We start from the raw sequence: 24,537 nt of genomic DNA, 5'->3' as shown, positions 1-24,537 counted from the left end.
CCCCGACTGGAATTCTGTCGTCGGGCAAGGATCTCAGAACGGCGAGCCCAGCGTGGCCACCAGTCTCGCGACGTGCTCGGGATCGCCGCCGGAGAGGAGCCATTGGCGCGGGGTCGCGGGATGGTCGTTGATCACCAGATCGGCCTGCGGGGTGCTCATGAACGCGGCGACGACGAGCGCGGGCTGGTCCTCGGGGACGGCGCGCAGGACGACCTCCAGGCCGGGCAGCACCCCGGAGCCGGCGAACTGCCAGGCGGGCAACCGCCAGCCCTGGTCCTTCCAGCCGGTGAGCCTGCCCTCCTTCAGGCGGTGGCGGATACGGCTGTCGTCCACGCCCAGCGTTTTGGCCGCTTCCAGCACACTGAGCGCGGAATCGGCGAGCACGGCGTGCGCGGCGACCGTGCGGGCACGGAAGTCCGGCTCGTCCTCGCCGCGGGGTGAGAGGTCCAGGCCGACGTCGGTGAGCGCGGCTCGCTGGTCCGCCGAGAAGTAGTGCGACGGATCGGGGTTCGGTGGGGTCAGCCTCCGCGCCGCGTCCTCGACGAGGTTCAGGAACTCGTTGGCGTCGACCTTCAGGCCCGCCTTGGCGAGAACGTTCTCGAGCGCTATCGACATAGCGCCCAGGGTAACGCGTCTGTGCGGGTTCGTGCGGTCTCATCTCGATTTCGTGGGTGAATTCACCAGAGACGAACACGGAGTGCACGGAATCAAACACGTGCAGTAGGGATATCGCCATAGTGTGCCCGCATCGGGCGAGCTTGTCCAGGACTTCGGCTTGACAGGTGGTAAGCGGGAATTTACCGTCCGAAAGGTAAACGATTTCTTCCCACCGCTTCGGAGAACCCGGCTGGTGTGGGGCCGGCTTGGGGGAACAAGGGGGTGGGGCGTTCCTGGGCGGCCGGTGCGAACCGGTCGCCCAGGCACGTCGTGCGCCCGGGTCAGTCGCGACGTGAGCTCCGGCGCACGATCAGCTTCGCCTGCAGCGTGGTCGTCGTGGCCTTGCGCGTGCTGTCGCCGATGCGGGCGAGCAGCAGTTCGGCGGCGACCCTGCCCACCTCGTTCGCGGGCTGCGCGACCACCGTCAGCGGCGGGTCGATCAGGGTCGTCCACGGCGCGTCGTCGAACGACACGATCCCCACGTCCTGTCCCGATCGCAGACCGCGAGAAGCCAGCGCCTCCAGGACGCCGATCGCCATCGTGCTGTTGCCGATCAGCAGCGCGTCCGGCGGCTCGGGCTCGTCGAGCAGGCTGAGCGCGGCGAGCCTGCCGCCCTCGGCGCGGAACTCGGCCCGCCGGGTGAGCGCGTTCGCCTCGCCGACGGCGTCGGTGTAGCCCGCCAGCCGGTCTTCGGCCGTGCGCACCCCGGGCGGCCCGCTGACACAGGCGACCCGCCGGTAGCCGCCGTCGAGCAGATGCCGGGTCGCGTCGCGGGCGGCGAGCCGGGTGTCCACCAGCACCTGGTCGCCGGTGTTCTTCAGGAGCGGCCGGTCGACGGCGACCACGGGGGTGCCGCGTTCGGTCAGCCGGTCGACGTTGGTGGCCCGGCCGGTGGGAGAGAGCACCACGCCGGCGACCCGTTCCTGGAGGGCGACGTCGATGTAGCGCCGCTCCTTCTCCTCGTTGTCGTCGGCGTTGCACAACACCACCGAGTAGCCCGCGGTCTGCGCGATGTCCTCCACGCCGCGGGCGATCGCGGTGAAGAAGGGGTTCTCCACGTCGGAGATGATGAGCGCGAGGACCGCGGTCTCCTGACGGCGCAGATTCCTCGCGAGACCGTTCGGGTGATAGCCCAATTCCGCGGCGGCGGCCTGCACCCGTGCCGCGAGTACCGGGTCCACAGTGGACTTCCCGTTGAGCGTCCTCGACACGGTCGCCGTCGAAACCCCGGCCTTCGCCGCCACGTCGTTGATGGTGGCCACCGTGACCTCCCCTTCTGCAGGTGTATTGACACCTTCGCACGGGAAGAATAGCTTGACCGACAATCGTTACCATCCGCTGATCGCGCTACTCGCGCGGAGGAGTTCGGAGGGGTCGTGGGGGAACCGGGCCTGGTGCTCGGCATCGACATCGGCACTTCGAGTTCCAAAGGCGTCCTCGTCGATTCCCGGGGTGCCGTGGTGGCGCGGGCTTCCCGCCCGCACGAGACTTCCCGGCCCCGTCCCGGCTGGTTCGAGCACGACGCGGAAACCGTGTGGTGGCAAGACTTCCTCTCGCTGGCGAGAGAGCTTTCGGCGGCCGCGGAGGATCATCCCATCATCGGGGTGTCGGTCAGCGGGATCGGGCCGGTGCTGTTACCCGCCGACGCTTCCGGGAAACCGCTGCGCCCGGCGATCCTTTACGGCGTCGACACCCGCGCATTCGACGAAATCCGGGAATTGAATCGGGAATTCGGCGAAGAATCCATTGTGGAACGTGGTGGGAGCGCGCTCGGCTCGCAGGCCGTCGGGCCGAAATGGCGCTGGCTGGCGAAGAACGAGCCGGACGTGTTCGACCGGGCGAAGCTCTTCTTGATGGCGAGTTCGTTCCTCGTCCTGCGCCTGACCGGTGAGTACGTCCTCGACCATCATTCCGCGAGCCAATGCGACCCGATGTACGACCTGCGCGAGGCTCGCTGGGCGGCCGACCGGGTCGCCGCGATCGCCCCCGGCATCGAACTGCCCAAGCTGGCGTGGCCGACCGAGGTGGTCGGCTCGGTCACCGCCGGGGCGGCCGCGGAAACCGGCCTGCCGCAAGGGATCCCGGTGACGGCGGGCACGGTGGACGCGTGGGCCGAGGCGACCAGCGTCGGCGTCACCGCGCCCGGGGACACGATGCTCATGTACGGCACCACGATGTTCCTGGTCCAGATGCTCTCCGACCCCCGCCCCGGGCGAGGGCTGTGGACGACCCGCGGCGCTTTTCCCGGTACTTATTCGCTCGCGGCGGGCATGGCGACCTCCGGCGCGATCACCGACTGGCTGCGGGAGCTCGTCGGCGGCGAGTTCGGCGATCTGGCCGCCGCGGCGGGCGAGGTCCCGGCGGGCAGCCGCGGCTTGCTGATGCTGCCGTATTTCGCGGGAGAACGGACACCGGTGCCGGATCCGGACGCGCGGGGCATCGTCGCCGGGCTCACCACCTCCCACGATCGGGCCGATCTGTATCGCGCGGCGCTGGAGGGAACGGCGTACGGGGTGCGGCACAACCTGGAAGCCATGCGGGAGGCCGGTGGCGGCACGGGGCGGTTCGTCGCCGTCGGCGGTGGGACGCGAGGCGGGGTGTGGACGCGGATCGTCAGCGACGTCGCGAGGATCGACCAGGAGATCCCCGCGGAAACCGTCGGTGCCGCGTTCGGGAACGCCGTTCTCGCGTCCGTCGCACTGGGGCGGGAGCCGGATATCGAAGCCTGGAACCCCGTTGCCGAAATCGTCCGTCCGGGAGCGGACGCCGAGGTCTACGACGAGTTCTACCCGCACTATCGCGCGCTGTACGAGTCCACAGTGGACATCGCTCACTTCCTGGCGCGGAAGAACTCGCTCGCCTTCAGCCCGGAGAACTCCCGGCAGTCCCGGCTCAAGTGAGCTTGATCGGCGTAGCCCGCCGAGAACGCCAGCGAGGCGAGATCCGGCGCCGATCCCGCGAGGCCGATGGCGCGCTGGAACCGGCTGACCCGCAGGTAGGTCGCCGGACCGTAGCCCACCGCGAGGGTGAACCGCCGCCGCAGTTGCCGCTCCCCGGTGGTGAACGGCTCCAGCGCGGCGGAAACCCTGGGCGTGCCGCCATCCAGCCTGGCGATCAGCTCCGAGACCTCCCGGTCGGCCCGTCCGGCCCGGCGCCGCGCGACGACGTCGGTCAGCGAAGCGGCGCCGGAGAGCACCTGCTCGGCCAGCAGTTCGCCGTCCTTGCCCCAAAGGTCGGCGAGGGGGACGCGCTGATCACGCAGCTCGTCGGCGCCGAGCCCCAGGACGTCGCCCGCCCTGCCCGGGGCGAACCGCACGCCGCGTGCCCGTTCGCCGGTCTCCCAGGTCCAAGGCGCCGTGTCCGGCCCGGCCACGAAGACCTCGCCGCCGCATTCCACGAGGTCCACACAGCAGTCGGGCACGATCCGCTTCGGCGCTCCGCCCGCTTCCTCCCACAGGCAGCGCACCACGTCGTCCAGGCCGGGCGCCGTCGTCTCCCGATACACGGTTGCCATGATGCCCCCGGGGCACGACAGAATCAGGCCGTGTCCGAAGCAGAGATCGATTCACTGGCCTGGATCCACGTCCGCGACCGCCGCCTCCTGTCGGTGCGGACCGAGGGCAAGGCCAAGTTCTACCTGCCGGGAGGCAAGCGGGAGCCGGGAGAAGGCGACGTCGCCGGGCTGTGCCGGGAGATCCGCGAGGAGCTCGGCATCGAGCTCGACCCGCTGAGCTTCCGCTTCTTCGCGGTGCTGAACGAGCAGGCCGACGGTTACGCGGACGGCCGCCGCGTCCGCATGACGTGTTACACCGCCGGGCATCGCGGGGAACCCGTGCCGGGACGCGAGATCGCGGAGTCCGCGTGGCTGTCCTCGGGCGACGCCCACCTCTGCCCGCCGGCGGGCAGGCGAGTGCTCGGGCTGCTCGCCGACGCGGGTGTCGTCGATTGAGGCGGTGTCACTCAAAGTGAGCTATTCGGCTCACTGTGTTTACGCCGATCGCCCTATGACCAGGCACTCCCCGCTGACTGGGACACCCAAAAGGGTGAATATCGGGTTTCTTCCCGATAACGGCTAACGCGGAGTCACCTTCGAGCGAGAAGTAGTCGACGCACTCGACGGAAGTGCGCTCGGACGAGAGAAGACCTCTCCATGGGTGTTCCCACCGCGACCCCTCCGGCATCGGCGCCGGAGCAGGGTGCCCCCGGCAGGCTGAAGCCGCTGGGGACCGTCGTGGTCGTGCTGGGTGTGGTGGCCGTCGCCATCACCCTCACCAGTTACGTGCTGCCGAAGGCCTCGCGGCCGGTGCAGAGCCCGCCCGCGCCACTGGTCGAGCAGGCCGCTGCCACCGTGCGCACGGTGATCCATTCGGTCGTCTACGAGCTTTCCGGAGCGAAGGGCGCCCAGAACGTCACCTATGTCGCGCAGGGTTCCGAGCTCCTGCAGAAGACCGAAGTGACGGCGCCGTGGAGCACCACCTTCGAGCGCGAGAGCCAGGAAGGCCGCGACGAGTTCTACAGCCTCTCCGCGCGGGGTTCGGGCGGCGGCGCCTTGCGGTGCCGGATCGTCGTCGACGGCGAGGTCGTCAGCGACCGCACCGCCCCCGCTCCGGGCGCGCCGGTGACCTGCACGTCCTGATCCCTACGGCAGGATCATCCGGGTGACGGATGGTGCGATCGCGTTCGGCCCGGTACTCGCCGTGGTCTTGGCCGTGCTGGCGATCTTCGGCGCGGCGGTGGTGCAGTTCGGGCGGCTGGGGCAGGGCAAGGCGGTGCTGTTCGCGGCCGCGCGCGCCGTCGTTCAGCTCGCCGCCGTTTCGCTGGTGATCGTCGGGATCCTGAAATCGGGCTGGCTGACCGGCGGTTTCGTGCTGCTGATGTTCGTGATCGCGGCGGTCACCTCCGCGCGCCGGATCGGGGTGGCGAAAGATCTCGCGTGGGTCGCGCTCGCCATCGCGTCCGGCGTGGTGCCGGTGCTGACGCTCGTGCTCGCGACCGGGGTGGTCCCGTGGCGGCCCATCGCGATCGTGCCGATCGCCGGCATCGTCATCGGCGGCGCGATGTCCGCGACCTCGCAGGCGGCGAGGCGTGCCCTGGACGAACTCGTGACCCGGCACGGCGAGTACGAAGCCGCGCTGGCACTCGGTTTCCTGCCCCGCCCGGCCGCGCTGGAGATCTGCCGCCCCTCGGCGGGGCACGCGCTGATCCCCGCCCTAGACCAGACCCGGACCGTCGGCCTGGTGACCCTGCCCGGCGCCTACGTCGGTGTCCTCCTCGGTGGCGCCGGGCCGGTGCAGGCCGGGGTGACGCAGGTGCTCGTGCTGATCGGGCTGCTGGCCGCCGAGGCGGTCGCGGTCCTGGTCGTCGTGCACCTGGTCGCGGCGGGCCGGATCAGCCGAAAGGCGACTGAAGATGCGACGTGTCGTTGAACCGACGCACCATCCAGGTCTCACCCGACACCACCAGATGGGAGATCGAGCCGTTGTCCGCCCCGAGGAAGGCGAACCGGTTCGTCGCGCCGCTCGCCTGCGCGAAGACCTCTCCGATGACGCCGCCGTGGGTGAACACGGCGATCCTCCGGTCGGGGTTGGCCGCGGCGAGCCTGCCGATGGCCGCCTTGATCCGCCCGCCGAACGACTCCATCGTCTCCGCGCCGGGGATGACGTCCCAGCGCTGTTCGCGCCACAGCTCTTCGACGATCGGGTGGCCTTCGTGGGTGTAGCGCCGGAAGAGGCCGTTCTCCCAGTCCCCGAGGTGGATCTCCCGTAGATCCGGCTCGACCTCCGGGGTGAGCCCGAGCTTCGCCGCCAGCGGTGCCGCGGTCTGCGGCGTCCGGCGCAGCGTCGTCACGTACAGCGCGGAGATCCGCTCGTCCGCCAGGCGGCGGCCCACCCGCTCGGCGTGGTCCCTGCCCTCCGGCGCGAGATCCGGATCGGCCTGCCCGTCGACGAGGTCGAACGGGTCGTCGCCCTTCGCCGGGGCTGATTCACCGTGGCGGACAAGGAAGATCTCGGTCGCGCCCGGGGGAGGTGAGAACCGGTGCTGGCGGTATTCGACTTCCTGCTCAGGGGTGCTCATACCCCGGACCCTACCGAGCTAACCGAGCTAACCGAGCTGTTTGTCCACGAAACACCAGCGCCAGGTCTCGCCGGGCTCGTGGCTGCGCATCACCGGGTGCAGGGTGTCGTGGAAGTGCTCGGTCGCGTGCTTGCCCGGCGAGGAGTCGCAGCAGGCGACGTTCCCGCATTTGACGCATTCGCGCAGGTGCACCCAGGTCATCCCGTTCTCGACGCAGACCGCGCAGACGTCCGGGGAGCTGGGCTCGACCGACGGCCAGTTCTTGGTCAGATGCTTGCACGTCCCCGCCGTCGCGGCGGGGGTGCGCAGTTCCCGATCGGAATCCGGCACGGTCTCTTCCTCCCTGTCCAGCATGGATTCCTCGATGTCGAGGCGTTCGAGGATCCGGCGCAGGACATCATCATCGGCCATCCCGGAGTCGCGCGCCTCCAGGAACTTCTCCCGTTCGACTTCGAGCAGCTTCAACCGAAGCCGCCGGTACGCGTCGCTCGGCGTTTCGGTCAGCGCGCTCTGCCTGCCGAGTTCCTCCCACGCCGAGTCCGACCGGTGCTGGAGCCTGCTACGCAGTCGCTCGACGATGTCGTCGGGGTCCTCGGGCGTCCGGATCTTCTCCAGCTCTTCGAGCGCGGCCCTCGTCATGTCGTGGAGCACGGCCGCCTCCTGCAGCGCGTCCTCGGCCGGATCGGGCGGCGGCAGCTTCAGGCGGCGGACCAGCACCGGCAGTGTCGTCCCGTGCAGCAGCAGCGTTCCCGCCACCACGACGAACGCGACCAGCACCAGCACGGCCCGCTGCGGGGTGTCCGCGGGCAGCACGAACGCCGCCGCGAGCGTGACGACGCCGCGCATCCCCGCCCAGGCGATCACGGCCGAGTACCGCCACGGCCAGGCGTGACGGCGGAACACGCGGCGTGCCAAGCCGATCCCCGCCATCCAGACAATCCGGGTGACGATGGTCGCGGCCAGCGTGGCGGCGCAGATCAGGATCAGTTCCATCGCGGTCAGCCCGCTGTCGCCGACCTCGGTCATGATCCGGCGGACCTGCAGCCCGATCAGCAGGAAGACGATGTTCTCGAGCAGGAATTGAATGGTCTGCCAGTTCAGCCTGCTGGCCAGCCGCGAGCGGCCCGAAAGCATGCTCGGCGCCTTGTGCCCGAGGATCAGCCCCGCGACGACCACGGAGATCACGCCCGAACCGTGGATCGCCTCGGCGGCGAGGTAGGCGACGAACGGCACCACCAGCGAAAGCGCGGTGTCGGTGACCGGATCCTCGAGCCGGGTCCGGATCAGCGCGGCGAGCGCGCCGACCGCGAACCCGATCAGCAGCCCACCGCCGGCGGCCAGCAGGAAATCGCCACCGACCTGCAGCAGGCTCACCGAACCCGCGATGGCCGCGATGGCGGTCCGCAACGCGACCAGCGCGGCCGCGTCGTTGAACAGGCTTTCGCCCTCCAGCAGCCGGGTCAGCTTGCGCGGCATCCCGACCTTGCGGGCGACGGCGGTGGCCGCGACCGCGTCCGGCGGCGCGACCACCGCGCCGATCGCGAGCCCGGCGGCCAGCGGCAGCCCGGGGATCACCAGCCACGCCACGACGCCGACCGCGGCCGTGGTGAAGATGACGAGCCCCACCGACAACAGCAGGATCGGCCCGCGATTACGGCGGAAGTCGATGAGCGACGTGCGGATCGCGGTGGCGTACAGCAGCGGCGGCAACAGCCCCAGCAGTACGACCTCCGGGTCCAGTTCGTACTCCGGGACACCCGGGATGTACGAGGCGACGACCCCGACCGCGATCAGGCACAGCGGCGCCGACCAGTCGAGTTTCCGCGCCGCGGCGGTGACCAGGAGGACGGCCACCACCAGTGCCACGAGTTCTACCGCGATCTCCACGCCGCTCATCATCACCCGGGAGCGTCACGGCGCGCGCACCGAGGCCCGGCTACCGCTCTTCGAAACGCACCAGATTGCCCGCCGGATCGCGGAAAGAGCAGTCGAAAGCGCCCCACGACTGCTTCATCGGTTCCTGGACGACGTCCGCGCCCTGCGCCTGGATCCGGTCGAAGGTGCCGATCAGGTCCGGGGTGGACAGCACGATGATCCCGTGGACACCCTTGGCCATCAGTTCGGCGATCGTCGCGCGTTCCTCGTCGGTGAGCTCCGGATCGGCGGCGGGCGGGCGGAGCAGGAGCGACGTCCCGGGCTGTCCCGGCGGGCCGACCGTGGCGTGGAGCGGGCCCTCGTCACGCACTTCGAAGCCCAGGATGTCGCGATAGAAGGAAACCGAAGCCCCGAGATCGTCCGCGGGGAGGTAGGACGCCTGAATCGAAAGGGTCATACGACTCAAGGTAGGTCGGCGCGCGGCGGAGTCGCTTCTCGATTCCTGATCGGTCGCATGACCTGTTTGACGACGCAGCCGGGCATGCCCCGGCCGTCTTCCGCGGCCTGCTTGCGGTACACGCTCGGCGAGACGCCGACCAGTTCGGAGAAGCGCGTGCTGAACGTGCCCAGCGACGAGAAACCGACGTCGAAGCAGACCTCGGTGACCGACATGTCCCCGCGCCGCAGCAGCATCATGGCCCGCTCGATCCGGCGGGTCATCAGGTAGCTGTAGGGCGACTCGCCGTACGCGGCCCGGAACTCGCGGCTCAGATGCCCGGCGGAGACGTGCACGCCGCGCGCCAGCGCTTCGACGTCCAGGGGCTGCGCGTAGTCGCGATCGATCCGGTCGCGGACGCGGCGCAGCATCGCGAGGTCCCGCAGGCGCGGGTCGGGTTTGCCGGTCACCCGGAAAGCGTAACCCACGCCGGACGCCGAAAGGCCCCCTTCGCCGGGCGGCGAAGGGGGCCCTCTCAGGCGACTCCCGGGCTAGAGCGTGATCTTGTCGACGTTGGGACCGCCGTTCGCCGTGGTGGCGACGGCCTTGATCTTGTTCACTCCCGCCGCCAACGTCACCTTGACGGTTCTCGTCGTCCAGTTCGGCCAGGCGCCGGTGCCGCCGAAGCCGACGCCGGACGCGCTGATCGAACCGTTGACGGAGAAGTCGAGCGGCCGGTTCGACGTCGTGCCGTTGGCGTACCGGACGACGACGTCGTAGGTGCCCGCGGCGGGCACGTTCACCGTCCACTCGACCGAGCTGCCCGCCACGTTGTCGTAGTTGACGAACCCGGTGCCGGTGAACCCGGCGTGGTTGGACTCCACCGCGCCCTGGCCGATCGTGGCGTCCTCCGCCTGGTAGTCGACCGGGGTGGCCGGGCCGGAGCCGTCGGCCGGAACGGTCTGCGTCCCGGTGTTCCAGCCCGAGACCCGCACCGAAGGCTTGGAGCCCTTGAGATCGGCCGTGCGGTACTTCGCGGTCAGTGTGGTCGTTTCACCCGGCCAGAGGCTCACCGCGTTGTCGTTCCACTCCACCGGCAGCACCGGCTTGCCCGCGGCGTCCACGACCTTCGAATCGACGTAGAACGCCGGGAGCTTGCCGCCCGAGGTGTTCTTCAGCGTCACGGTGGTCGTGGTGGTGCCGTCGGCGCCGGCCACCGACTTCGCCGTCGCGCTGACGGCGGACTGGCCGAGGCTCTTCAGCCCGGTCAGATCGGCGTAGCCCGACTGCGGCGTGTAGTACCAGTCGCTGCCGCCCCAGTTCAGCGTGTCGGCCTTGGTGGAGAGCCAGTACACGTTCCGGCTGACCTCCTTGCCGGACGAGTCGGTGAGCACGAGCTTCGCCAGGTAGGTGTTCGACAGCCCGCTCACCGCCGGGACGGTGACCGCGGTGGCCTTGGCGCCCAGCGCGCCGACCGACAGCCCGGTCTTGGTGTTGCTGTACTTCTCGGTGCCGTCGAGGTTGTACAGCTTCGTGGTCGCCGTCAGCCCGCTCACCGCGTTCGACGTCTGGTTGATCACCACGACCGACCGGTTGTCGTGCGAGTACTGGATGTGCAGCGGCTCGTTGGCCTTCTTCGCCCCGTAGTAGGCGCCGTTCTGGTCCATGTAGGCGTCGAACAGCTGCCAGTGCAGCGAGGTCCACGGGCTGTTGAGCATCCAGTAGATCAACCCGGTCGACGGGTTGGTCGAGTCGGTGTAGTTGCGCGAGTGCGACTCGAACTCGGCGCGGACGTTCTCGTACTGCGCGAGCTGCGCCTTCCGCACGAAGTCGTTCAGGTCGGCGGGCGCGCCGTAGCGCTTGGTCAGCGCGTTGGCGAACAGCTTCAGGTTCGCGAACGTCGTCGACGAAGAGCGGTGGTACTGGGGCGCCGACGGGTCCTTCCACATCGTTTCCAGCTCACTGGCCGACATCATCCGCTTCAGCGTGTCCATCGTCGGGATGTCGACACCCGCGCTGGTCTCGGAGTTGAAGCTCCACGCGCCGCCACGGTCCTTTTGCGACTTGTCGTACCAGTAGACCGGCGGGACGTAGTCGTACGGGCCGTTCATCTTCATCCCGGACGCGCCCGTGATCGGGGACGGCCGCTTCGACGCCGACGGGATCACCGGGAGGGTGAAGTCGGCGGCCTTCATCGCGTCGAGGTAGCCCTGCTCGATCCGCTGGTCCGGCGCGAAGTCGCTGCCGATGTGGAAGGAGATGACACTCGGGTGGTCACGCAGGCGTTCGGCCTCGGAGAACATCGACGCCTTGGCGATCGGGTAGTCCGACTCGACCCACGGCTCGCCCTTCTCCTCGCCGTTGACGTGGCCTTCCCATTTGTCGCAGCATTCCCAGCCGGGCATGGTCAGCACGCCGAGGTCGTCGGCGAGGTCGAAGAACTCGTCCGGCTCGATGTGGCCTTCCAGCCGGACCGTGTTGAGCCCGAGGTTCAGCACGTACTTGAGCTTGTCGGCCGCCGCGGTCTCGTTCCAGCGCAGGAACAGGTCCGGCGTGTAGCCGCCGCCGCGGATCAGCAGCGGCTTGCCGTTGACGCTGTACTGCCGTCCGCCGCTGGAGTTCAGCGGCGCCTTGACGTCGCGGACGCCGAACTTCGACTTCGAGCTGTCCGACGGCGTGCCGCCGACACTCGCGGTCAGGTCGAGTTCGTACCGGTGCTGGCCGCCCATCCCGGCGGGCCACCACAGGTTCGGCTTGTCGAGGCCGACGACTCCGAAGGTGACGGTCTTGCGCTCCTTAGCGGCCAGCGAGACGGTCTGGCTGACCGGCTTGCCCGCGACGGTGCCGGCGACGGTGGTCTGCACCGCGGCGGCCGAGTCGTTGCGGACGTCGGCCTTCACCGTGAGGTCGGCGTGGTCGAGCGCGGAGTTCAGCTTCTGGACGACGTGGGCGCTGCGCAGCGCGACCGGGCCGCCGCGCCGGACGAGGACGTCGCGCACGATGCCCATGTTCTGGTCCGGCGGGGTCTGCGCCCAGTCGATCCAGCCCATCGAGAGGTCGTTGTTGGGGTCGTTCGGGTAGACCTTGAACGCGACGCTGTTGACGCCCTGGCGCACGTGCTCGGTGATGTCGAGGTCGTGGCGGGTGTAGGCGCCGTTGACCTGGTCCTTCGTCGCGATCCGGACGCCGTTGACCCAGACGTCGGCCTTGGAGAGCACGCCGCTGAAGTCGAGGTATGTGCGCTTCGAGGTGTCCTCGACGTTCAGGTCCGTGCGGTACCACCACGGCACCGAGAACTGCGCGGTCGGGACGTTCTTCATGTTCGTCGAATAGAACGGGTCGGCGTACTTGCCGTTCTGCAGCAATCCGGCGTAGACCGTCGAACGCGACGACACCGGGTACCAGCCGGCGGTGGGGAAGCCCGGCTTCGACACCGCCGAATCATCGCTGACCTGTGCCGAAGACTGGATCACGAAGCCGGGGATCGGGGTGGCGCTGCCCGCGACACCGACGGACAGCGGGACGGCCACTTCCGCGCCGGTGGCGGCGGGGGCGGTGGTCACCCCGCAGACCGCGGCGGCCAGCGCGGTGACGGTCAAGGCCAGTAACGGGATCCGGGTTCTGTTCTGCCGAAAACTCACGAGCGCGCCTCCTCGGGCACACGGCGGCGGACCTGGGCGGAAATCGTTAAGAAAGTTCCCTAACAATGTTGGGGGAGATAGTAGCCGCCCCGTGGCGCGGAGAACAGACCCTTGCGCCGGACTCAGCCGACGGGCGCCACGTAGATCCACTGCCCGTCGACGCGGACGAAGTGGCTGTTCTCGTGCATGCTGTCCGCCCGGCGATCCTGGCGGTAGTGGGCCCGGAACTCCACGGTGCCCTCGTTCTCCAGTAGCCCGCCGCCGGTCTTGCCGAGGATCTCCAGGAACGTCCAGCGCTGCCCGGGGTCGAGTTCGAGATCGGCCGGCCGCGTCTTCGGATGCCAGGTCTTCGTGAGGTACGCGGTGTCGCCGACGGCGAACGCGCTGAACCGCGACCGCATCAGGAGCTCGGCGGTCGGCGCGGTCGCGGCGCCCCGGTGGAAGCGGCCGCAGCAGACGCCGTAGGGCTCGCCGAGACCGCAGGGGCAACGGGAATCGTCGGTGATCACAGGCACGCCGCCGATTGTGTCATCGCGCCGTCGCGGTGGTTTCGAGGTCTCGGGCCTGCTTGAGCCACCCGGTGAACAGGCCGGCGTCGATGTCGTCGACCGAGCGCAGCTTGACGTGCGCCATCTCCCGCGCGCTCGGCTCCAGCCTGCCGGACTCGTCGTCGACGTGCTGCCCCTTCCAGAGGGCGAACGTGACATACGACGAGTACGCCTTCATCAGGCAGACGAGGTTCTTGCCGACGGCTTCGCCGGCGCTCCAGGTGGGGGAGGCGTGGTACATCGCCTCGATGGAGCCGGGCAGGGCGGCGTTGACGATCGGGCGCAGCGCGACGGCGACCTCGCGCAGGTTCTCGGGCAGCGCGGCGATGTAGTCGTCGACGTTCGCGAACTTGGCCATGACTTGGATCCCTTCGGTCGGTGTGCTGCGCTCAGCAAACCCTCCGAAGGGTCTAGTTGTCAAGACAAAAAAATTAGTCGGTGGGTTTGAACGTCTGACCTCGCGTTTCCAGGGCTTCGCGGATGATGCGGAGCGCTTTGGGGCCGACGCCGTGCAGGCTCGCGAGCTCGGCTTCGGTGGCGCGGGTGAAGTGCTCCAGCCGGGTGTAGCCGGCGCCGGTGAAGGCGCGGGTCGCCGGTTTGCCGATGCCGGACGGCAGGTCGGTCTGTTCGTCCATGGGTCCTCTTCGGTCAGTGGCCGGTCCTGGTCGCCTCCATTGTGGATCGCCGGTGGTCAAGGTGAGGGGAACTCGACGGCGACTTCGACCGCGGTCTCGAGCGTCGTTTCGCTCGGCCGTCCACCCGCGGGAGCGGATTCGGCGATCACGACAAGCTTTTTGGCCAGACGGGAGTCGTAGTTCTTCCCGGTGAAGCGGCTACCCGGCGGGGCCTCGCCGAAGAGGATGACGTTGCCGGTGCCGTCCTTGTCGATGAGCCGTTTCAGATCGCTCGCTCGGCTCGCCGTCGGCATCTTCACCCACGCGACGGAGACGTCGATGGTGTTGCCTGCGCCGTCGTCGACGGTGACCAGCATGCGGTCGAGATCGACGCAAGGGTGGCGCAGGAAGAAACGCTGGACCTCGCCGAAGGAATGTGGCCCGCATTCGAGTTCCCGCTTGGCCTGCTTTTTGATTTGGCGCCAGCCCATGCGTTGCCAGGCTTCGGAATGGCGGCCCTTTTGTGCGGATTTCTTGCTGGAGCTCTTGCCTTTGAGGGCTTGGCTCGCGGCGGAATCGAGGGAGGCGGTGGCGCCTCCGCCGATCCCGTTGGTGGCGGCCACGACCACTCCCGTCGCGACCAGCGCGCCCGCGCCGTACTTGTATTTGATCCACCGGCCGTCCGGGCCGCGCGGTTGATTCACCATGATGAGTTCCGTCCCCTCCCAAGTCCGGAATGGACGATCTTGCTCCGGGCTTGGCGGGAGAGCCGAGTGGTAATGCGCGAATACGCCCGAATGGCGCAGCCGGACGTGAGGTTTTCGCCGGTGCCGAACAGTTCCGGGCGCGATGATGGCGTTGGTTCTCGGTCCGGGTGTGCCTGAACGGCCGGATATAGCCAGCGACTGCGGGCATGACGAGGGGCCCGTCGCCTGGGTGGCTGGCGGGCTCCTCGGTGTTCAGGCGTGATGCAGGGTGTTGCGCCGCGGTTTTCGGAGCGGATCCCTGTACTGGGGTGGAATGAACTCTGGTAGTCCGTCGGCGGCCATCCGTACTTCCCAGTCGCCGTGGTGGATCAGCCGGTGGTGGAAGCCGCAGAGCAGCACGAGGTTTCGGAGGTCGGTGGGTCCGCCGTCTGCCCAGTGGTGAATGTGGTGAGCGTGGCAGTTCTTGGGTTTCCGATGACAGCCGGGGAACGCGCAGCCACCGTCCCGGATGTTCAACGCGCGTCTCTGGCCGGGTGTGACGAACCGTCTCAGGCGCCCCATATCCAGTGGCTCGCCCGAGGTGCCCATTACGACCGGCAGCATGAGGCAGTCGCAGGCGGCGAGTCGGGCTTCGCGGGCGGTCATCGTCCCCACGAAATCCAGGCACGCTGTTCCGAGACCGGACTTCAACTCCTCGAGTCCGACGGTGACGTGCACCAAGGTTCGGTAGCCGCTGGTGCCGGGCTGATCGGGGCAGGCGATGGCCAGATCCAGGAGCTCGGCCCAGGCGTCCCCCATGCGCTCGCACTTCATCCGCAGATCCGCCTGGCCGAACTCGTCGACCGGCCGGGGCTGGGCATGCGCCTCCAAAGCGGCGGCGGTCCGGGCACCGGTCTCGTCGTCGAGCAGGCCGGTCAGCTTCCAGAAGCCGTCTTTGCGGCGTTCCAGGGTGATTTCCCGACGTGGTTCCTTGGGTTCAGGGTCTTTGGGTTCGTTGCCGTCCGGATCCAGCCAGCCCAGCAGTTTCGCCTCGGCCTCGACGAACTGGTGGGGGCCGGCGTTCGGGGCCAGTTCGGCCAGGATCTTCTCCGCGACCGCCCGATCCTCAGCCGAGGTGTCGGCCGGGAGCCGCTTCAAAATGTCCAGGATCTGGTCGATCCGCTCGTCACTGACCAGTCCCTGAGCGGCAACCGCAGCAGTGGCAGGAGCGACAGGCGGAACCTCGGTGCCGTCCAAGGCCCGGGTGGAGTTCAGGGCGAGAGCCCGCTTCACTACCGCGCCCGCTTCGCCGCGCGACAACCCCGCCATCTCCGCGAACCAGCTGGCCGTACTGCCATGCCCGTACAAGTCTTTGACGCCACGAGACTCGATCTCCGCCAGAAACCGTCCCAAACAAGCGGTCGCTATCCGAATCACCTGCAACGACTGCTGCACGCCATGGGCAAGCTCCAGCTTGCCGGCGCGCCACAGCTCCTGCGGCAACTCGGGGAGGAAGGTCTCGGACACCCCTCAATAATACCGCGAAATCACCGAACATGTGTTCGTAATTTTAAGCAACAAGCGAAACGCGCCAACAACACTGAAGGGTGATATCGCCCCACGCGGAGGCCACGCAAAGAAAGCGCACCGCATTTAGCCGACTAAATGCATCCGGTGAGTCGACCAAGCGCGCGAAGCGAGTAACCGGCCGAACCCGAACAGCGGTCACCTAACATCCACACCATGACGACAGGCACCACGACGACAGTGGAACTGACCCGCTTCAAGGTCCCCGCCGACCGCGCGGACGAACTGCTCCAGGCCCGCCCCGCGATGGTCGCCGACTTCCGGGCCGACCGGGAGGGGTTCCTCGACGCCCAGCTGATCCGGGTCGACGAGGAGACCTGGCTCGACGTCGTGTGGTGGCGTTCCTCCGAGGACTTCGCGGCGTCCAGGGAGAAGGGCGCGAACCTGCCGGGGATCAAGGCCTTCTTCGCGCCGATCACCGAGCTGGTCTCCGCCGAGGAAGGCGTCACGGGCGACCACATACCGGGATAGGAAATATCGCCGCCGCCAGTCCGTTGACCAGGGAGAACGAGCAAGGTCACGGAAGGGATCGGCGATGAGCACAAGCCTCGACACGTTCACACGCGACTGGCAGGACTGGAAGACCCAGCGTGAGCGCGATCTCGCCGATCCGCTCGGCTGGCTCGCCCTGGTCTCGCTCGACTGGCTGGAGGACAAGCCACGCGCGTACGAGGGCCTGCCCGGGTTGTGGTGGCAGGACGCCGACGCGGCGTACCTCGACCCGCAGGGCGCGGACCTCTCGCACGACGGCGAACGCGTCACCGGTGTCCGCCGCTTCGAGCTGGTCAACAGCGGCGCGACCACCCGGGTCGTCGCCGGTGACATCGAGATCGAGGTGGCGCGTCGTGGCGGGTATCTGATCCGGACCCACGACCCGAAGGCGCCGGTGCTCAACGCTTTCCGCGGTGTCCCGGCGTACGAGCCCGACGAGGCATGGGTGCTGTCCGGGACCTTCGAGCCCTTCGACGAACCGCGGCCGACGACGGTCGGAGCGGTCGTCGAAGGGCTCAGCCACGTTTACGTCTCCCCGGGCATCGTGCGCTTCGAGCACGACGGCACAGAGCACACGCTCACCGCCTTCAACGGCAAGAAAGACGGCCTGCTCATCCTGTTCACCGACGCCACGAGCGGTGTCACCACGTACGCGGCGAACCGGTCGTTCGCGGTACCCGAGCCCGCCCAGGACGGATCGGTCGTCCTCGACTTCACCCGCGCGACGAATCTGCCGTGCGCGTTCACCGATTTCGCCACCTGCCCGTTGCCGCCGGCGGGCAACGATCTGCCGTTCGCGGTGGAAGCGGGGGAGAAGCTGCCCTACGAACGTACACGCTGAACCGTCGCGAGCGCCGTCATCGCCTCCTGTTCGCGCTGGGCCAGCTCGGACAGGACGGCGGACGCGTCGTTCAGCGGTCGGGCGTCGCCGGTTTCCCCTGCCTGGGTGAACAAGCCCGCGACCTCGGTCCACAGTGGAGTGATCTCGCGGTACTTCTCGTACGCGGCATGGAGACCGGCGTCATCGACAAGAGTCGTGCACTCTTCGAGGAAGTCGCGGTAGATCCGGCGGAAGAGCGCGCCGCCGGTGCCCGCCCGTTCCATCAGGCTCGCGGCCTGCGGCAGGTCGCGAGCCGGATCGTCGGTGCGGTCCAGCCATTTCCGCACCTGGACGGCGGTCTTACCGATGCCGCGATATCCGAGGTTCGCGATGGGCGGGTTGAGAAACTCCGCCGCGTTGGCCCGTACCGCGGTCCGGATGGCGTCGGGAAGCGGTACGAGAGGACCATCCACGGTGATGGTGAACGAACGGTTCTTCGCGGTCATCGGGCCCTTCTCCGCGCGGGCGCGTTCCAGGCTCTCCAAGGATGTCGAGACCGAGCCACCCTGCTGGGCCGTATCGACGACGAAGGCCCGCTCGCCGTCATAGCCGTACAAGGCGACGAAGTGCCCTCCAAAGTGGACCTTCGAGGTGAAGTACTCCAGGTGGTAAGAGTCGAGTTGCAGACCGGCCGGCGTCCCGGCACCGATTTCCTCGGCCACGTTGCGCCACGCCGTGCGCACCGACGACGTCTCCTTGACCCGCAAGGTGAGCCCGAGCCGGTCGGTCAGCTTCCGCGTGATCTCGGCGGGTTTGGCGCGCCCGCCGAGGAAGGGGAACGGCAGGTTCTTCCCGTCCCAGTAGACGAAGCCCAGGCCTTCGCCGAGGCCGAACAGCATCGGCTCGGAAAGCTCGATCCCGGCGTGCCGCAGGAGGACGTCGAGTGTGCTGGTCTCGCAGTGCTCCCCGCCCGTCTTCTTGATTCCGTCGAGGATCACGAGGCCACCGGCCAGGCGATTTCGGTGCGGTACGCCTCGGGGGCGACCGTCGGTCCGGGTGCCACCAGGTACAACTCCTCGGCGGGCCCAGCGGGGACGCGGTCGCGTTCGGCGATCCAGCGGCCGAGTGACCGGTACGCGGTCTCGACGTTCTCGTAGCCACCCTCGTGAATCGTCGCCACCAGCAGGCCACCGGGAAGCTCGGCGGCGCCGATGTCGCCGTCGTCCCGCACCGGTTCGTCCACGGGCACGAACAATTCGGCCGTCAACTCGTCGGGATCGGTGGCGAGGTAACGGGTCCCGGGCGGTCCGGACGGCCTGATCCCCTGCACGTCGAGCGCCGCGAACAGCCGCGTGTACGCGGGCCCGATCAGCTCCGCCAGGCCGCTCAGCGGAGCCCGGATCGACAGACGGGCGATCTGCTGCGGTGCGCGCACGCGCTCGTAAACGTGCAGCCATCGCGTCGGTTCGGCGAGCACGGAGTCGAGTTCGTCGCTGATCGCCGCGAGTTCCGCGGCCCGCGCCGCCACCCGGTCGTGATGCCGTTTGATCGCCGCCTTCACCTCGTGCGGGTCGCCCGCGTCCAGGATTCCGGCGATCTCCGCCAGCGGCACTTCCAGCTCCCGGAGCCGCCGGATCAACCCGGCGCGGGCGAACTGGTCGAGCGAATACCGGCGGTACCCGGTGCCGGGGTCGGTGACGGCGGGCACCAGCAGCCCGATCCGGTCGTAGTTCCGCAGCGCGCGGACCGACAGCCTGGTGGCGTGCGCGAACACGCCGATCGGCATCAAGGTCGTCATGGGACCAGCCTGAACCCTCTCCCCGGGAGAGGGTCAAGCCGGTACCTCACCCCAGTGACAGCCGATCGAGATCCGGCGCGGACGCGTGGTCGTTGCCCAGTTCGATCGCGTTCGTCCCCGCCTTCAGTTCGACCGGCAAGGACGTCGTGAGCCGGGTGTTGTTGCCGGCACCGTCGACCTTCACCTCGATCGGCGTACCGCCGTTGACCGTGACGAAGTACGAGCGCGGACCGTTGACGGTGAAGTCGATGTAGAGGGTGTATCGCCTGGTCTCGGGCACGGTGACGCCGTCGAAGCGCACGAACGAACCCGGGTCGCCGCCGATGTTGCGCACCTTCTGGCCACCCGAGCACACGCCGCAGTTCGTGACGCCCGCGTCGCCGACGTCGTTCGCCGAGTCTTCGGCCTCCCGCATGAAGACCCGGTCCGCCGGTCGTGGACTCACCCGGACCGGTTTACTCACCGTTATCGACCGTCCGAGCAGGTCGAACGACGCGGTGACCGGGATGTCGGCCGCGGTGACGCCTTCGGGGGAGACGAGCGTCCAGGAGGCTTCCAGCTCATCCCCGACGCGCATGGACTCCGCCGTGGCAGGGACACCCCGCAGGGTCCAGCCCGCCGGGACGGCCGGTGCCAGGGAGACCTTCCCGATCGCGTCATCGGCATCGAGCCGGAGCTTCGCCGTCACCTGCAAGGACTGCTGTCCAGGCACGAGCCATTGGATGCCACCGGGTTCGACGGTCAGAGTCGTCTTCGGCGTGTAGGACGACGGCGGCAGGGGAGCGATCGCGATCCGGTCGAGGCCCGGCCCCGAGCGTGCGTCGCTGAACACCTTGACGCTGTTGGCGCCGGCGTTCAGCGCGACGGGGATCGCCGTCGACGCCACGACTCCCGGCGTTCCAGCGTCGATCGCGGTCTCCACGGGGGCACCGCCGTTGACGCTCACCGCCACCGAGGTCGCGGGCCCGCCCGTGGTGTCGAACTGAAGGCGGTGGCTCCCGGCTTCGGCGGCCATCACGGCCGGAAAGGTAACCGAGTTGCGCGGACCGCCGCCGAGGCCGGTGACCTGGAACGATCCGGAGCAGGACGAGCAGTGGCCCAGGCGGGCGCGGCCGTCGTGATCGTTGCGGGAGGACTCGGCCTCCAACGGACCCTGTGCGCCCAGAACCGAACTCGGGTAGCCGTACGCCACCTTGATCTCGTCGATGGCCAACTGCCGGTAGAAGGGTTTCGCCTGCGGTCCCGACCAGGTGTTCAGCACCTCGAGTTTGATGAACCGGGTCTGCCGTTCGCCGAAGTCGATGAACTGCACGCCGCGGGCGCTCGGCATCGCGCCGGTGCGGACCGGCTGACCCCAGTTCCGCCCGTCGTCGCTGACGTAGAGGCGATAGTCCTTGATCCGGGCCGAGTCCTCCGGCCTGCCGAACGATTCGCGGGCGTGGGTCGGCGACATCTCGCGCTGATTCACCGCGAGGTACGCCGCGGTCCGCCGCCTGCCGAGGTCCAAGGTCACCGAGACCGGCTGCTTGCCGTCGGCGTCCCAGTAGTTCTCGAAGTTCCCGTCGACGAGGTTCGACGCCGGATGTCCTTCGCGTGCGGACGAAGCGGTCGCCTTGATCGTGCGGGAGTCGTGGAAGCCCCGCTGCCCGGCCGTCTCCACCTTGAACACCGTGTCGTAGGTGTCCCAGTCCTTGATGTCCACAATGGTCAGATAGCCGCCGGATTGGCTGAACCGCAGCTGCTTCCCCGTGCGCACGTCCGACACCCTGGTCACCTTGTAGCCGTTGTCGCGCAAGCGGAGCAGGTCGGTGCGCGGCCGGGTGACGACGTGGAGGTACTGCGTTCCGGCGCCGGGCTCGACGGTGATGACGCCGTGCGCGCCGTCGTTCCAGAACCCGGGTTGCATCCCTCCGTACATGTACCCGCCGCCCTCCTTGCCCTGCAGGGAGGTCTTGATCGGGGGCACCCAGCTCGCCATGAAGTTGTTGTACGCCTCCTGCTGTGGCGGGAACTTCCCGTTCACCATCGGGGTTTCGGCCATCAGCGACTTCATCGACGAACCCGCGTTGGCGATGTAGCGCCCGGTGGACAGCCGGAAATCGACCGCCTGATCGGTGCCGTCGTACCACCAGCCACCGTTGGTCGGCAGTTTGTAGTCGGCCTCGGTGAGCCTCGGCATCGGGGTGAAGGCGGCCTGCGGATAGTCGTACGACGGGGTGATACCGGTCTTCTGCTCGTTGCTGACCGTGTCCATGATCGGGGTGTCCTCGTTGTTGTTGCTCAGCAACCAGGACGGGCGCTTCTCGCGGATCTGTTCGTAGAGCTTGTTCTTTTCCCAGTACTCGTTGTCGTTGTCGATCCAGAATCCGGCGAGGTCCGCATAGCGGTCCATGACCTCGTGGAAGAGGTCGTAGCTGTACTCGCCGAAGCCCGGGCGGGTGGTGAGGTCGACCTGCTTGCCCTTGTAGGCGGAGTACGCGGCGGAGTCCAGCGACTCGACGCCGGTCTCCTTGTGCCACTGGGGATCGTCGGTCATGTAGAGGATCGTCCGGACGCCCTTCGCGTTGCCTGCCTTGACTAGTTCGCCGAGGAGGTCGCGACGGGTGGAGCAACTGCCCGGGATCGCCGACGGCCATGGTCGCGCGTAGCCCAGCCTGCTGTGGAAGGTGGCCAGCACGATGTAGGAGGCGCCGAGCTTGCGGGCCTCGTCCACCCAGTAGTCCGCGCTCCAGCCGCCTTCGGTGACGGCGCGTTCCCAAGCGGCGCAGTCGGTCTGGCGTGGCGCGGTGAACATGCCCCAGTGGAGGAAGAGCCCCGCGGTGGCCTCGCGCAGCCACTTCTGGCGAGGATGGTGCACTTCCGCGCTCGCCGGAGTCGTGGTGAGCAGGCCCGCCAGCAGGGCTAGGACCAGGGCGAGCCAGGCAGTGCGGTGAACTCTCATGACCATCCGCTCTCATCCGGGGCATGGTTACCGAGAGATCCGATGATTACGGCAGAAATCGCAGTGGTCAAGCCCCGATGAGCGGTACACGAGTGCAGTCATCCGAGGTATTCCGCGAAAAGGCCCTCTCGTCTGCAGTACGAGAGGGCCTTGCCGGACGTGATTCAGATGTTGAAGCCCGGATGGGTCGCGAAGGCGTTGTCGATCACGAGGTTCCCGCGCTGGCGGGCCCGTTCACGCAGCGCCGACGTCGTGCGGGCGCCCTGGGCGTAGAACCACCAGAGGTACAGCGCGCCGTACATCCAGGCGCCCTCGTAACCCCAGGTGGAGTCGGCACCGCTCTTGCCGGCGCCGAACACCGACCCCGCCGGGAAGTTCGCGTTGTGCGGCTTCCCGCCCTGATGGCGCGATTCGTGGATCAGCGTCTCGGCGCGGCCGGGAACGTCCTTGGAGTACCAGAAACCCAGGTACAACTCGATCCGGTCGTCGACGAACGCCCCCTTGAACGAGCGCGCGATGGCACTGCCGTCACCGCACAGCGAGCGGAGGTCGTCGCAGTTGTCGCGGACGTAGCGGCGTGCCCAGTTCAGCATCGCCCCGGAATAGGCGTCGTTCTCGTAGTCCTGGGCCGAATAGGTCAGGAGGTAGCACGCGTTGAACGTCCGGGCCAGCGGCTTGTCGGTGTTGCACGCGTCTTCCCAGCCGAAGCCGTCGTCCCAGTACTCCTTGTTGCCCGAGAAGCCGTAGGTGTTCCAGAAATAGTCGATGTAGGTCTGATTGCAGATCGAGGCACCGTAGAAATTGTCCCCGGTCACGTTCTTGTCCGGCACGGTGTAGCTGCAAGTGGCCATCGGAGATCACCTGTCTGTAGTAAGGAATTCGTTCTGGTTCAGGAGGGCGGCGGCACGTCGTCGGTCCGCGAGTCCTTCACGTACCGGCCGCCGACGGCCTGCGGGACACCGCGGACGTCGACCCGCCGGATGTTCAGCAGACGCTCGTCCTCGGTGCCGCTGAGCTCCTCGCGCACGCGGGCGGTGAGCTCGGTGTCCCCGGTCTCGGCGATGGCCTGTACCGCCGCGCGCCGCACCGTGAACACCTCGTGCCGGACCTGCCGCAACAGCAGCTCCTTCGCCGCGCTGTCCCCGGCGGATGCCAAGCGCGCCAACGCTTCCACGGCGGTGGTGCGGATGATCACCTCTTCGCCGACGGTGCTGATCCCGTGTGCGGGGTCGTCGGAACGCTCCGGCGGGATCGGCTGGCGCAGCACGTTTTCGAGCGCCGGGACGGCGGCCGCGTGCCGGAGGTCGGTGAGCAGCTGGACCAGGCCCCAGCGTTCGAGGTACTGCTCCTCGGACAGGGCGTCGTACTGCGCACCGAGCGCCGGGACGACGTCGTCCGCGCGCTCGCGAAGCCGATCGAGGCTTCGCTGGTAATTGCGCTCGGCGTCCTCGCCGGAAGCGGCCATGGTTTCGGCGGCCTGGGTGACCAGTTCGCCGATTTCGCTGTTCGAGAAGCTTCCCAGGCCCGAACTGCCAGGGCCCGCTTCGAGGTTGTCGCCACCCGGGCCCAAGGACGGGGTGTCGGGATTGCGTGGGGTCGGCATGAGGTTCTCCTTCGCAGCGGCGGTGATGCTGACGGAAGGAAGGAACGCGATCCCCGGCGGCAGATACCTGGTTTTCCGAAAAATCGCCCGTTGGGGCAGAGCGGGATTTTCACCGCGGGAATCCGAAAAGGATTTTGCTCACCGAAAATGCGACGGCAGGCGAAAAGTCTTCACGGATTCCCGCTCGTGGTCAATGACGGACGTCGATGACGACGCGGTTCGGCGAGGTCAGCGTGAACACGGTGACCGCCGTCCTCGACCGGACGCCGAGACCGATGGACAAGGTGCCTTCGTAGTCGCCGGTGACCGCGACGGCCATCACGTTGCGCAGGTTCCTGGTCCGGAACTTCTGCGGACCGGGATAGGTGGGATTCCCGGCGTCGTCGTGCGCGGCGGCCGGGGTAGCGGTGACCGCGATGAAGAATTCCCCGGTCAGCCAGACGATTTCGCCCGAGCCGTCGGCGATCAGCTCGTCGACGAGGTCGTACCGGGCGGCGGGTGCCGGGCCGGCGGTCAGGTCGAGCACGACCCGGTCGAACCCGGTGTTCTGACCGGTGCGGATCCCCGTCATGGTGGGGATCGCCGGTGCCGCGACGGAAGCGGGCGCGGCCGCGACGATGGCGCCGGTCAGCATGATGGAGGTGGCGGCGAGCGCTCCGAGCGCGCGCCGGAGGTTGATGGCCATGGCGATGACCTCCTGCCGGAGAGTTGGTTCCGGAAAGACGTCCGGTTCGCCGGGGCGGTTGGTATTCTTCGCCTTATCG

At 68.3% G+C, this 24,537-nt stretch carries 25 protein-coding genes; 6 read left to right on the top strand and 19 right to left on the bottom strand.

What is annotated here, in order from left to right; translation table 11 throughout:
- Nucleotides 1–33 precede the first annotated feature (33 nt).
- Nucleotides 34–615, bottom strand: a complete 582-nt coding sequence (locus DMC61_RS09665) for a hypothetical protein (RefSeq protein ID WP_016335460.1) — start codon at nt 613–615, stop codon at nt 34–36.
- A 323-nt stretch (nt 616–938) separates the two neighbouring features.
- Complete coding sequence (locus DMC61_RS09660) at nt 939–1,919, bottom strand: LacI family DNA-binding transcriptional regulator (protein WP_063271012.1); 981 nt, start codon at nt 1,917–1,919, stop codon at nt 939–941.
- Nucleotides 1,920–2,033: 114 nt separating this feature from the next.
- Between DMC61_RS09660 and DMC61_RS09655 the strand changes: the two genes are divergently transcribed.
- A complete protein-coding gene (locus tag DMC61_RS09655) occupies nt 2,034–3,557 on the top strand; it encodes an FGGY-family carbohydrate kinase (RefSeq protein WP_125688574.1) in 1,524 nt (507 codons plus the stop codon).
- Here the strand turns inward: DMC61_RS09655 and DMC61_RS09650 are convergent.
- Nucleotides 3,488–4,171: a helix-turn-helix domain-containing protein gene (locus DMC61_RS09650; RefSeq protein WP_233594741.1), complete on the bottom strand. Its 684-nt coding sequence runs from the start codon at nt 4,169–4,171 to the stop codon at nt 3,488–3,490. The genes DMC61_RS09655 and DMC61_RS09650 overlap by 70 nt on opposite strands.
- A 30-nt stretch (nt 4,172–4,201) precedes the next feature.
- On the opposite strand from DMC61_RS09650, the gene DMC61_RS09645 reads away from it, so the two are divergent.
- The 3 genes from DMC61_RS09645 (at nt 4,202) to DMC61_RS09635 (ending at nt 6,083) form a co-directional block, all read left to right on the top strand.
- Nucleotides 4,202–4,606, top strand: coding sequence for an NUDIX domain-containing protein (locus tag DMC61_RS09645; protein WP_125688572.1), 405 nt, complete (start codon nt 4,202–4,204; stop codon nt 4,604–4,606).
- Nucleotides 4,607–4,807: 201 nt separating this feature from the next.
- Nucleotides 4,808–5,293, top strand: coding sequence for an MmpS family transport accessory protein (locus DMC61_RS09640; protein ID WP_125688570.1), 486 nt, complete (start codon nt 4,808–4,810; stop codon nt 5,291–5,293).
- 22 nt (nt 5,294–5,315) lie between these two features.
- Nucleotides 5,316–6,083 (top strand): ABC transporter permease, encoded by a 768-nt coding sequence (locus DMC61_RS09635; protein ID WP_016335455.1) that lies wholly within the window; start codon nt 5,316–5,318, stop codon nt 6,081–6,083.
- Here DMC61_RS09635 and DMC61_RS09630 read toward each other — a convergent pair.
- The 10 genes from DMC61_RS09630 to DMC61_RS09585 form a co-directional block, all read right to left on the bottom strand.
- Complete coding sequence (locus tag DMC61_RS09630) at nt 6,046–6,732, bottom strand: histidine phosphatase family protein (protein ID WP_125688568.1); 687 nt, start codon at nt 6,730–6,732, stop codon at nt 6,046–6,048. The two genes, DMC61_RS09635 and DMC61_RS09630, sit on opposite strands and share 38 nt — an antisense overlap.
- Nucleotides 6,733–6,759: 27 nt before the next feature.
- Nucleotides 6,760–8,628, bottom strand: a complete 1,869-nt coding sequence (locus tag DMC61_RS09625; protein WP_199749970.1) for a Na+/H+ antiporter — start codon at nt 8,626–8,628, stop codon at nt 6,760–6,762.
- A 40-nt stretch (nt 8,629–8,668) separates the two neighbouring features.
- A complete protein-coding gene (locus tag DMC61_RS09620; RefSeq protein WP_125688566.1) occupies nt 8,669–9,064 on the bottom strand; it encodes a VOC family protein in 396 nt (131 codons plus the stop codon).
- Between the two features lie 5 nt (nt 9,065–9,069).
- Complete coding sequence (locus tag DMC61_RS09615) at nt 9,070–9,474, bottom strand: helix-turn-helix transcriptional regulator (RefSeq protein ID WP_199749084.1); 405 nt, start codon at nt 9,472–9,474, stop codon at nt 9,070–9,072.
- A gap of 120 nt (nt 9,475–9,594) precedes the next feature.
- Nucleotides 9,595–12,684 carry a CBM35 domain-containing protein gene (locus DMC61_RS09610; protein ID WP_199749948.1) on the bottom strand — a complete coding sequence of 1,030 codons (3,090 nt, stop codon included), beginning with the start codon at nt 12,682–12,684 and terminating at the stop codon, nt 9,595–9,597.
- Between the two features lie 122 nt (nt 12,685–12,806).
- A complete protein-coding gene (locus DMC61_RS09605) occupies nt 12,807–13,193 on the bottom strand; it encodes a YchJ family protein (protein WP_125689392.1) in 387 nt (128 codons plus the stop codon).
- A gap of 19 nt (nt 13,194–13,212) precedes the next feature.
- Nucleotides 13,213–13,590 carry a DUF1801 domain-containing protein gene (locus tag DMC61_RS09600; RefSeq protein WP_125688564.1) on the bottom strand — a complete coding sequence of 126 codons (378 nt, stop codon included), beginning with the start codon at nt 13,588–13,590 and terminating at the stop codon, nt 13,213–13,215.
- 73 nt (nt 13,591–13,663) lie between these two features.
- Nucleotides 13,664–13,867, bottom strand: coding sequence for a DNA-binding protein (locus DMC61_RS09595; RefSeq protein WP_038511380.1), 204 nt, complete (start codon nt 13,865–13,867; stop codon nt 13,664–13,666).
- Nucleotides 13,868–13,923: 56 nt separating this feature from the next.
- The gene (locus DMC61_RS09590) at nt 13,924–14,469 is read right to left on the bottom strand and encodes a hypothetical protein (protein ID WP_233594740.1); all 546 of its coding nucleotides are present in this window, start codon (nt 14,467–14,469) and stop codon (nt 13,924–13,926) included.
- Nucleotides 14,470–14,805: 336 nt separating this feature from the next.
- Complete coding sequence (locus DMC61_RS09585; RefSeq protein ID WP_125688562.1) at nt 14,806–16,059, bottom strand: HNH endonuclease signature motif containing protein; 1,254 nt, start codon at nt 16,057–16,059, stop codon at nt 14,806–14,808.
- 216 nt (nt 16,060–16,275) lie between these two features.
- Between DMC61_RS09585 and DMC61_RS09580 the strand changes: the two genes are divergently transcribed.
- Both DMC61_RS09580 and DMC61_RS09575 read left to right on the top strand, forming a co-directional pair.
- Entirely contained in the window at nt 16,276–16,590 is a 315-nt protein-coding gene (locus DMC61_RS09580) for an antibiotic biosynthesis monooxygenase (RefSeq protein WP_125688560.1), read from the top strand.
- 64 nt (nt 16,591–16,654) lie between these two features.
- A complete protein-coding gene (locus DMC61_RS09575; protein ID WP_125688558.1) occupies nt 16,655–17,452 on the top strand; it encodes a DUF1684 domain-containing protein in 798 nt (265 codons plus the stop codon).
- On the opposite strand, the gene DMC61_RS09570 is transcribed toward DMC61_RS09575, so the two are convergent.
- From DMC61_RS09570 to DMC61_RS09545, 6 genes are all read right to left on the bottom strand, one after another.
- Nucleotides 17,434–18,429 carry a BtrH N-terminal domain-containing protein gene (locus DMC61_RS09570; RefSeq protein WP_125688556.1) on the bottom strand — a complete coding sequence of 332 codons (996 nt, stop codon included), beginning with the start codon at nt 18,427–18,429 and terminating at the stop codon, nt 17,434–17,436. The two genes, DMC61_RS09575 and DMC61_RS09570, sit on opposite strands and share 19 nt — an antisense overlap.
- Nucleotides 18,426–19,229 carry a MerR family transcriptional regulator gene (locus tag DMC61_RS09565; protein WP_125688553.1) on the bottom strand — a complete coding sequence of 268 codons (804 nt, stop codon included), beginning with the start codon at nt 19,227–19,229 and terminating at the stop codon, nt 18,426–18,428. The genes DMC61_RS09570 and DMC61_RS09565 overlap by 4 nt, the downstream gene beginning before the upstream one ends.
- Before the next feature lie 46 nt (nt 19,230–19,275).
- A complete protein-coding gene (locus DMC61_RS09560) occupies nt 19,276–22,176 on the bottom strand; it encodes an alpha-L-fucosidase (protein WP_125688551.1) in 2,901 nt (966 codons plus the stop codon).
- Between the two features lie 158 nt (nt 22,177–22,334).
- A complete protein-coding gene (locus DMC61_RS09555) occupies nt 22,335–23,021 on the bottom strand; it encodes a hypothetical protein (protein ID WP_016335439.1) in 687 nt (228 codons plus the stop codon).
- A gap of 38 nt (nt 23,022–23,059) precedes the next feature.
- On the bottom strand, nt 23,060–23,773 hold the full coding sequence (locus DMC61_RS09550; protein WP_125688549.1) for a HEAT repeat domain-containing protein: 714 nt from the start codon (nt 23,771–23,773) through the stop codon (nt 23,060–23,062).
- A gap of 190 nt (nt 23,774–23,963) precedes the next feature.
- The gene (locus tag DMC61_RS09545; RefSeq protein ID WP_125688547.1) at nt 23,964–24,458 is read right to left on the bottom strand and encodes a hypothetical protein; all 495 of its coding nucleotides are present in this window, start codon (nt 24,456–24,458) and stop codon (nt 23,964–23,966) included.
- Nucleotides 24,459–24,537: the final 79 nt, after the last annotated feature.

Source organism: Amycolatopsis sp. WAC 04169, assembly GCF_003947535.1.
Taxonomy (GTDB): Bacteria; Actinomycetota; Actinomycetes; order Mycobacteriales; family Pseudonocardiaceae; genus Amycolatopsis; species Amycolatopsis keratiniphila.
Note: the sequence above shows the minus strand (reverse complement) of the source record. Positions and strands in the feature narration are given on the sequence as shown.

Bases quoted from the DNA above. Each gene is read 5' to 3' on its own strand.
- DMC61_RS09665 (WP_016335460.1), bottom strand. From the start codon at position 615: ATGTCGATAGCGCTCGAGAACGTTCTCGCCAAGGCGGGCCTGAAGGTC.
- DMC61_RS09650 (WP_233594741.1), bottom strand. From the start codon at position 4,171: ATGGCAACCGTGTATCGGGAGACGACGGCGCCCGGCCTGGACGACGTG.
- DMC61_RS09640 (WP_125688570.1), top strand. From the start codon at position 4,808: ATGGGTGTTCCCACCGCGACCCCTCCGGCATCGGCGCCGGAGCAGGGT.
- DMC61_RS09630 (WP_125688568.1), bottom strand. From the start codon at position 6,732: ATGAGCACCCCTGAGCAGGAAGTCGAATACCGCCAGCACCGGTTCTCA.
- DMC61_RS09625 (WP_199749970.1), bottom strand. From the start codon at position 8,628: ATGAGCGGCGTGGAGATCGCGGTAGAACTCGTGGCACTGGTGGTGGCC.
- DMC61_RS09620 (WP_125688566.1), bottom strand. From the start codon at position 9,064: ATGACCCTTTCGATTCAGGCGTCCTACCTCCCCGCGGACGATCTCGGG.
- DMC61_RS09615 (WP_199749084.1), bottom strand. From the start codon at position 9,474: ATGCTGCGCCGCGTCCGCGACCGGATCGATCGCGACTACGCGCAGCCC.
- DMC61_RS09600 (WP_125688564.1), bottom strand. From the start codon at position 13,590: ATGGCCAAGTTCGCGAACGTCGACGACTACATCGCCGCGCTGCCCGAG.
- DMC61_RS09595 (WP_038511380.1), bottom strand. From the start codon at position 13,867: ATGGACGAACAGACCGACCTGCCGTCCGGCATCGGCAAACCGGCGACC.
- DMC61_RS09580 (WP_125688560.1), top strand. From the start codon at position 16,276: ATGACGACAGGCACCACGACGACAGTGGAACTGACCCGCTTCAAGGTC.
- DMC61_RS09575 (WP_125688558.1), top strand. From the start codon at position 16,655: ATGAGCACAAGCCTCGACACGTTCACACGCGACTGGCAGGACTGGAAG.
- DMC61_RS09565 (WP_125688553.1), bottom strand. From the start codon at position 19,229: ATGACGACCTTGATGCCGATCGGCGTGTTCGCGCACGCCACCAGGCTG.
- DMC61_RS09560 (WP_125688551.1), bottom strand. From the start codon at position 22,176: ATGGTCATGAGAGTTCACCGCACTGCCTGGCTCGCCCTGGTCCTAGCC.
- DMC61_RS09555 (WP_016335439.1), bottom strand. From the start codon at position 23,021: ATGGCCACTTGCAGCTACACCGTGCCGGACAAGAACGTGACCGGGGAC.
- DMC61_RS09550 (WP_125688549.1), bottom strand. From the start codon at position 23,773: ATGCCGACCCCACGCAATCCCGACACCCCGTCCTTGGGCCCGGGTGGC.
- DMC61_RS09545 (WP_125688547.1), bottom strand. From the start codon at position 24,458: ATGGCCATCAACCTCCGGCGCGCGCTCGGAGCGCTCGCCGCCACCTCC.